This window comes from Gordonibacter pamelaeae 7-10-1-b (assembly GCF_000210055.1).
GTDB classification, from domain to species: Bacteria; Actinomycetota; Coriobacteriia; order Coriobacteriales; family Eggerthellaceae; genus Gordonibacter; species Gordonibacter pamelaeae.
On the sequence record NC_021021.1, the window covers coordinates 1,122,326 to 1,129,328 of the forward strand.

The 7,003-nt window shown below is 66.2% G+C and carries 6 protein-coding genes and 1 pseudogene; 2 read left to right on the plus strand and 5 right to left on the minus strand.

Annotated features, from left to right (window positions below; genetic code table 11):
- On the plus strand, positions 1-1,336 hold a 1,336-nt coding region (locus GPA_RS05235; protein WP_231847576.1), incomplete at its 5' end, for a Tat pathway signal protein.
- A gap of 72 nt (positions 1,337-1,408) precedes the next feature.
- Here the strand turns inward: GPA_RS05235 and GPA_RS05240 are convergent.
- Positions 1,409-2,782, minus strand: coding sequence for an RNA-binding domain-containing protein (locus GPA_RS05240; RefSeq protein ID WP_015539179.1), 1,374 nt, complete (start codon positions 2,780-2,782; stop codon positions 1,409-1,411).
- Positions 2,783-2,909: 127 nt separating this feature from the next.
- Positions 2,910-4,253 carry an adenylosuccinate lyase gene (gene purB, locus GPA_RS05245; RefSeq protein ID WP_041239142.1) on the minus strand — a complete coding sequence of 448 codons (1,344 nt, stop codon included), beginning with the start codon at positions 4,251-4,253 and terminating at the stop codon, positions 2,910-2,912.
- 179 nt (positions 4,254-4,432) lie between these two features.
- On the opposite strand from purB, the gene GPA_RS05250 reads away from it, so the two are divergent.
- Positions 4,433-4,951, plus strand: a complete 519-nt coding sequence (locus GPA_RS05250) for an MOSC domain-containing protein (protein ID WP_015539181.1) — start codon at positions 4,433-4,435, stop codon at positions 4,949-4,951.
- Positions 4,952-5,011: 60 nt separating this feature from the next.
- On the opposite strand, the gene GPA_RS05255 is transcribed toward GPA_RS05250, so the two are convergent.
- The 3 genes and pseudogenes from GPA_RS05255 to GPA_RS05265 form a co-directional block, all read right to left on the minus strand.
- Complete coding sequence (locus GPA_RS05255; protein WP_015539182.1) at positions 5,012-5,689, minus strand: potassium channel family protein; 678 nt, start codon at positions 5,687-5,689, stop codon at positions 5,012-5,014.
- 9 nt (positions 5,690-5,698) lie between these two features.
- Positions 5,699-6,364, minus strand: coding sequence for a potassium channel family protein (locus tag GPA_RS05260; protein WP_015539183.1), 666 nt, complete (start codon positions 6,362-6,364; stop codon positions 5,699-5,701).
- A gap of 177 nt (positions 6,365-6,541) precedes the next feature.
- Positions 6,542-7,003: pseudogene (locus GPA_RS05265) on the minus strand (CMP-2-keto-3-deoxyoctulosonic acid synthetase); the annotation flags it as partial.

The window sequence follows — 7,003 nt, forward strand, 5'->3', positions numbered from 1 at the left end:
CGGTGCCGGCGGCGCGGGCTCCGGCTCGGTCGGCTCCGGCGGCTCGGGCGGGGGCGGCATCCACGTTCCCACGCCGAACGGCGGGGAGGTCCTTCTCACGCGCCGCCACTTCCTGTTCGGCGCCATCGGCGTGACCGCCCTCGCGGCGGCCGGCGGCGCAGCCTCGGTGGTCCTCAAGCAGCGCGAGGAGGCTGCCGGCAACGTGACGGTGCTCGAAGTGCCCGCCTCGGCCGTGACCGCGCTGAACACATCTGCCTCCGAGAGCGCGTTCACCCTCGTGGAGGACGCGTCTGCCCGTATGGGCCTGTCCGTGCGAGCCGAGCTGCCCTACGGCTCGCTCGTCTGGGCGAGCGGCGACGACGTGGCCGCCTGCCTGCTGCCCACGGAAGAGGCGAAGCCGCTCGCACAGGTGGGGCTGCTGTCGCTTGGCAGCGGAAACCTGTCCACGGTGCTGGAAAGGGCCGTGGGCCAGGAAGAGGGTTTCGAGATCTACGACGTGCGCGCCACGGCGTCGGGCCTCGTGTGGACGGAGGCCGATATCCTCGACGGCCTCTGGCGCGTGTACACGGCGCGCCTGGCCGATGGCGTGGCCGGCGATCCGCACCTGGTTGACGAGGGAGACGGCCAGTGGGAGACCCCTACGATCGCGGCGGCCGGCGCCTATGCGTTCTGGCAGGTCCTGCCCAAGGTCGACGGCGACTACAGCGCCGAGGACTCGCTGGTCAAGCGCGCATCCCTGGGATCGGGCGACGTCGATACCGTCTACACGTCCCATGGCAGGCCCTGCACGCCGCCCTACGCGCTGGCCGACTCCGTGGTCATCACGCCGCGCGCGGACACCGCGGGCACCTACTACCAGCTCACGCACCTGGATGCCGCATCGGGCAACGTGCTGGACACCATGGTGCTGCCCCGCTCCATGCGCCCCCTGGAGGCAGGCTACGGCGACAACGGGTTCTCGTTCTCGTTCGACGCCTGGTACAACTACGGCGACGGCATCTCCCAGATCGGCACCTACACGCCCGCGTCCCGCGTGACGGACGGCAACTACAGCGACGCGCCCTGGTTCTCGTTCAGCCTCGCGCCCACGGCAGCCCCTGCCTGGTGCGGCGGCTGCTTCATCGTGAAGTCGAAGCGTACCGTGTGCGGCATCGACCTGAAGACGAACGAGTACTTCGCCCTCCAGCCCGAGAACGGCGCCGACGACTATGGCGAGTACCTGGCCACCACCGGCTCGCAAGGCTCCATCGTCACCTACGCCAACATCGACGACAAGCCCATCGACGGCGACCCGAAGAAATACTGCCTGGTAAGGGTGTGGAAGCCGGTCGGTTAAGGAGCATCCGCGCTTGCAGCGGGCAGGCGGCCCGGCCTCGCCACGGTGCAGAACGCTTCTAGCCGGGTGCCTCTAGCCGGCTGCCGAGCTGCCTTCCACAGCGACGCGGTACACGCGCCGGCGCGTGTTGCCCTCGGCCCGCACGAGCCCCTTGTCCTTCAGCCGACCGAGGATGCGCAAAAGCGTGGCCTGCGAGAACTCGAAGCGCTCCTGGAGGTCGGCGCGCCGCATGGGGCCGAACTCCTCCAGCATGGCGAACACCAGACGCTCCTGGTCGCGCAGCTCGTCAGCCCCCGCCGCCCCACCCCTGCTCACGGTGATAACCGGGTCGCTCCCCCGCCGCCAGAACGCGTCGTCGCCGTCGTAGTTGCGATTGGGCAGCCGCGCGCGCACGAGGTGCTTCGACATGTTGAACTCGGGGGACACGCCGCTGCCCTCGTATGCCTCGAAGATGCGCTTGATGCCCGTGCCATATGCCTCGATGAGGCGCACACGGTAGAACACCTCGGCCAACAGCGGATTGCGCGGCACCGAGACGTCCCACTCGAACTCGCTGAGCGAAAGCTGAACCGGCGGGCCACCGTGGGACGTGAACTCAATGCGATCCTCCAGCACGCTGACGAGCGTCGGAGCCACAATCTCGTAATCGCGATGGATGATGGCGTTGATGAGCGCCTCGCGCACCGCGTCGGGCGGGAAGTCCTCGTAGTCAACCCGACGCATGTCGACGAATTTCGTCTTGTAGTGCAAATGCTTTGCAAGGAACTTGAGCGCTTGGTCGAACTGCACGAGCACCGACCCGGTCACCTCAAGCCGGTCCTTGAACGTCGTGCGGTTCACGCCAAAGAAGTCCGCCAGCTTGACAACCGCGTCGCACTGGTCGGACAAGAGCCAGGCCAAGTTCGTGAACTGACCGTCTTGATCGACCATGCGCAGCGAGCGCATCTGAGCGCCGCCGAATTCGAGGCCTTCCCTCTCGAAATACGCCCGCGTTCCCTCGAACGTCAGATTCTGGCGCAAACTGCGCCCGCTGTCGAACGACTCCCTGCGCGACGCCTTCAGCATAGTGGCGATCTCCGCCTCGCATGCCATGTACGACGCGGCCCCTTCGCGCACGTACACGCCTTCGGGACGCATGCCCTTGTCGGCCAGGTAGTACGGCCGATCCACCCCGCGCTCCACACGCACGCCCACCACCGTCTTGCCTTCGAACTCCACCTTCTCGCACTCGGCGATCATCGACGGGTTCGGCTTCACGGAGTCTCGGATGGCGTTGGTCACCGCCAGCAAGACGGCATCCGGGTCATCCAGCCCGCATACGGAACCGTCGTCTTCGATGCCAAGGTACAGCACACCGCCGTTCGTATTCGCGAACGCCACGACGGTTTTGAGCGCCCGCTTCGAGAACTCGCGCTTAAACTCGACCATCGGCCCCTCGGAAAACATCGCGCCCCCCTTCTTCCTCCGCTTTTTCCTCACTCTAATCTTACTAATCTTTTTAATCAATCTATGATGAGAAAAAAGGGCCTCCATCGGAGGCCCTGCAAAAGAAAGCTGCTGAGGGAAACGGGCGCTAGAACTCCAGCTCCTTCAGGCGGTCGAACACCACGTCCTTGCGGGTGAGGAAGTCCCACGGGTCGAAGATCTCGTCGAGCACCTCGGGCTTAAGGTTCGCCTCGGAGTCGGCCTCGAGGTTCTCGCGGTAGGTGGGGCCGTCCACCGCGTTCTGGATGTCCTCCCACACCTTCATGGCGTTGCGCTGCACGATGACGTAGGCGTCCTCGCGGCTGATACCCGTGTCCACGAGCGCCAGCAGCACCTTCGAGCTGAAGATGAGGCCGCGCGTGCGCCACAGGTTGTGCTCCATCTTGGCCGGGTAGGTCTGCAGGCCGTCGAGCATCCACTGCATCTTGCCGAACATGTAGTCGAGCGCGATGAAGCTGTCGGCCAGCGCCACGCGCTCGGCGCCGGAGTGGCTGATGTCGCGCTCGTACCACAGCGCCACGTTGTCGAAGGCCACCTGCGCGTTGGATTTCACGGTGCGGGCCAGGCCGCAGACGCGCTCGGCCGTGATGGGGTTGCGCTTGTGCGGCATGGCACTGCTCCCCTTCTGGCCCTTCGTGAACGGCTCCTCGGCCTCGATCACGTCGGATTGCTGCAAGAGGCGCACCTGCATGGCGATGGACTCCAGCGTGGACGCCGTCACCGCGAGGCCGGCCATGACCTGCGCGTGGCGGTCGCGCGCTAGCACCTGCGTGGACAGCGGGTCGGGCGAGAGGCCCAGGTGCTCGCACACGTACTGCTCGACGAACGGGTCGATGCTGGAGTACGTGCCCACGGCACCGCTGATGGCGCCCGTGGCGGCCACCTTGCGGGCTTCCTCCATGCGCGTCTGGGCGCGCTTGAGGGCCCAGGCCCAGCTGCCGAACTTCATGCCGAACGTCATCGGCTCGGCATGGATGCCGTGCGTGCGGCCCACGCACAGCGTCTCCTGGAACTCGAAGGCGCGGCGCTTGCACGTCTCGCCCAGCTGCTTGATGTCCTCCAGGATGATGTCGATAGCCTGCGTGATCTGGTAGGACAGCGCGGTGTCGCCCAGGTCGGAAGACGTCATGCCGTAGTGCACCCAGCGGCTGGGCGGCTCCTGGCCCTCGGGCACGTCGGCGTCGATGTACTCGGCCATGTTCGTGGTGAACGCGATGACGTCGTGGTTCGTCACCTTCTCGATCTCATCGATGCGCTCGACGGTGAAATCGGCGTGCGCGCGGATCCACGCGGCCTCCTCCTTCGTGATACCGGACTTTCCCAGCTCGGCCTGCGCCTCGCACGCCAGCACCTCGATTTCCTTCCAGATGGAGAACTTGTTCTCGAGTTCCCAGATGGCGCCCATAGCCGGGCGCGTGTAACGGTTGATCACGCCGGTCCCTTTCCCACGTCGTACCTGATGGCAACCAGCATACCGCAAACCAGCCCCCGAGCGGCGCACTTCACGGAAAGTGTCGAGCCTTGGGCGCGGCGCGCTTGACTTGCTTATCCTCGATCAAGTAGTATATTTTCCTATAGAAATACTAGGCATTCGGGAGAAGGGCGGACAAGATGGAGGAGTGCAGGGAGGGCCGCGTGCGGTCGGTGAACACGTCGCGGCGCAAGGGCGGACGCAAGACGCCGTGCGCGGGCGGTGCCGCTATCGAGGCGAACCGGGGCGTGGCGGGCGACGCGCACGCCGGCGACTGGCACCGGCAGGTGTCGCTCTTGGCATGGGAGTCCATCGAGAAGGCGCAGGCCATGGGCCTTGACGTGGCCGAGGGCGATTTCGCGGAGAACGTCACCACCGAGGGCATCGACCTCCTTGCGCTGCCGCTGGGCACGCGCGTGCGCGTGGGCGGGGCCCTTTTGGAGCTCTCGCAGATCGGCAAGGTGTGCCACACGAAGTGCGCCATCTACCACCTGGCCGGCGACTGCATCTTCCCCCGCGAGGGCGTGTTCTTCGTGGCGCTGGAGGACGGCGAGGTGAAGCCCGGCGACCCCGTGCAGGTGGTCGCGTTGGGCGACGGCACCTGCGCCCACACCCCGCCCGAAGCCCTCGAGGAGCTGCGCGCGGCGCGCGAGGGATAGGAGGAGCACGCCGGGTTGGCGCCGAGAAGCCTGCGAGGCCGGCAGGTAGGCCGCCGGAACCTAGAGCCCCTTGAACAGGGAGCGCACCTCGTCAAGGACTTCGGTGTCGGCTACGACGATGGCCTTGTCGCCGGGGTAGAGCACGGTTTCCTCGCCCACCACTTCCACGTTGTCGTCGTCTTTGGGAGACACGGCGGCTATCAGGCTGTTCTCCGGCAGCGGCACGCTTGAGGCAAGGATGCCGGCCTCGTTGGAGTGGTAGCGCATGCGCGGCACGGTGATCTCGGTGAGCACTACGTTGCCATGCGTGAGCGACGAGGCCACGCTCACGCTGCCCAGCAGCGTCTCCTCCTCGATAAGGGTCGCGATGAGCGTGGTGGACGACACGCTCTCGATGCCCACCTCGCGGAAGATGCGCAGGTTCTTCGGGTTGTTCACGCGCGCGATGCAGCGCGGTACGTTGAACACCCGCTGGGCGATCTCGCACGATACCAGGTTGTCGTCGTCCTGGCCCGTGGTGGCCACGAACACGTCGGCCTTGCGGATGCCGGCGTCCTCCTGGTACTTCGAGTCGCACCCGTCGCCGTGGATAACGAGGTAGCGCCCTTCCAGCACAATGGACAGATGGTCGGCTGTCTGCAGGTTCTCCTCGATCACGGCCACGTCGTTGCCGCTCTGCAGCAGCACGTTGGCCAGGTACTCACCGATCTTGCCGCCGCCGGCGATAACGATGTACATGGGATTCTCCTAGTCTTGGATGTAGCGCGAGAACGCACCGATAAGCTCGTGGCGCACGCAGGCGAGCACGGAATCGCCCTGGTAGAGGATCGAGTCGCGCGTGGGAATGGATGAGGCGGAGCCGTCGGCGCGCTCGAACGCGATGATGCGGATGTCGTGGTCGCGCTCCATCTCGGACACGCGGATGGTGGGATGGTCGGTGTCGCGCCAGCTCAGGTCGAGCGAGAAGCGCAGCACCTCGAACTCGCCGAACGTGTCGATGTGCGCGCCGTGACCCGACACGATCTTGCTGAACACGTCCTCGGCCACCAGCGACGTGCCGCACACGTGGTCGATGCCCAGCTGCATGTAGGCGCGCTCGTGGTCGGGGTTGTACAGGCGGGCGATGACATGGGGGACGCCGTACAGGCGGCTGCCCACCTCGGCCACCATGAGGTTCGTGTTGTCGAACTGCGTGACGGCCGCGATGACGTCGCAGTCCTCCACGCCGGCCTTCACGAGGGTCTCCTCGTCGAAGCCGAGGCCCTGCACCGTCGAGCCGTTGAAGTTGCGGCCCAGGTTCGCGAACGCGTCGGCGTTCTTGTCGATGACGCACACGTTGTTGCCGTTGTCCGACAGCATGTTCGCCAACTGCGAGCCCACGCGGCCGCAGCCGACGACGATCACGTTGCTCATACCGATCCTTTCACCACGCGCCCGTGCGGCGCCGATTTCCTGCCGCGCCCTAGCATACTGCAAGCCTCGCGCGCGGGAAAGCGGCGATACACGCCCGTTGGGGAGCTAAAGGCAGCCTGGCATCATCGGTTCCGGGGCGGAAAAACAGTTTCGCCGGCCCGGCGGCCGGCGAAACGTTTAGATCATCATCATCTGGCCCAGCGTTGCGTTGAACCAGTGGTCGTAGTTCGGCGGGCAGTACTTCATGGCAGCGCCGTACGTGATGGAATAGCCGTAAACGCTCGCAAGGCCGGCCACGTGGGCGTTGATGGCCTCTTCCCAGCTCCCCCAGCCCGACTGGCCCCAACCCCAGGCGTTATACGGCTTGAAGCACACGGCACCCTTCGAGCTCTCGGTGTTGGAGATGGCGGGCGACCAGCGCGGGTCCACGCCGTAGTCCCAAGCGGCCGTGGCGAACGTCGCACCCTGCCCCGCCAGCGGCGAGCCGGCTAGGTAGGCGTCGATGCGGTCGGTCCATGTGGAGATGAAGGCTTCCTTGCCCACGGAGAAGTCCACGTCGGGCAGGCTGGCCAGCGCGGAAGCGGCGCTGTCCTGGGCGGCACGCGCCTGCTGCTCGGCCTTCGCTGCCTCGGCGGCGGC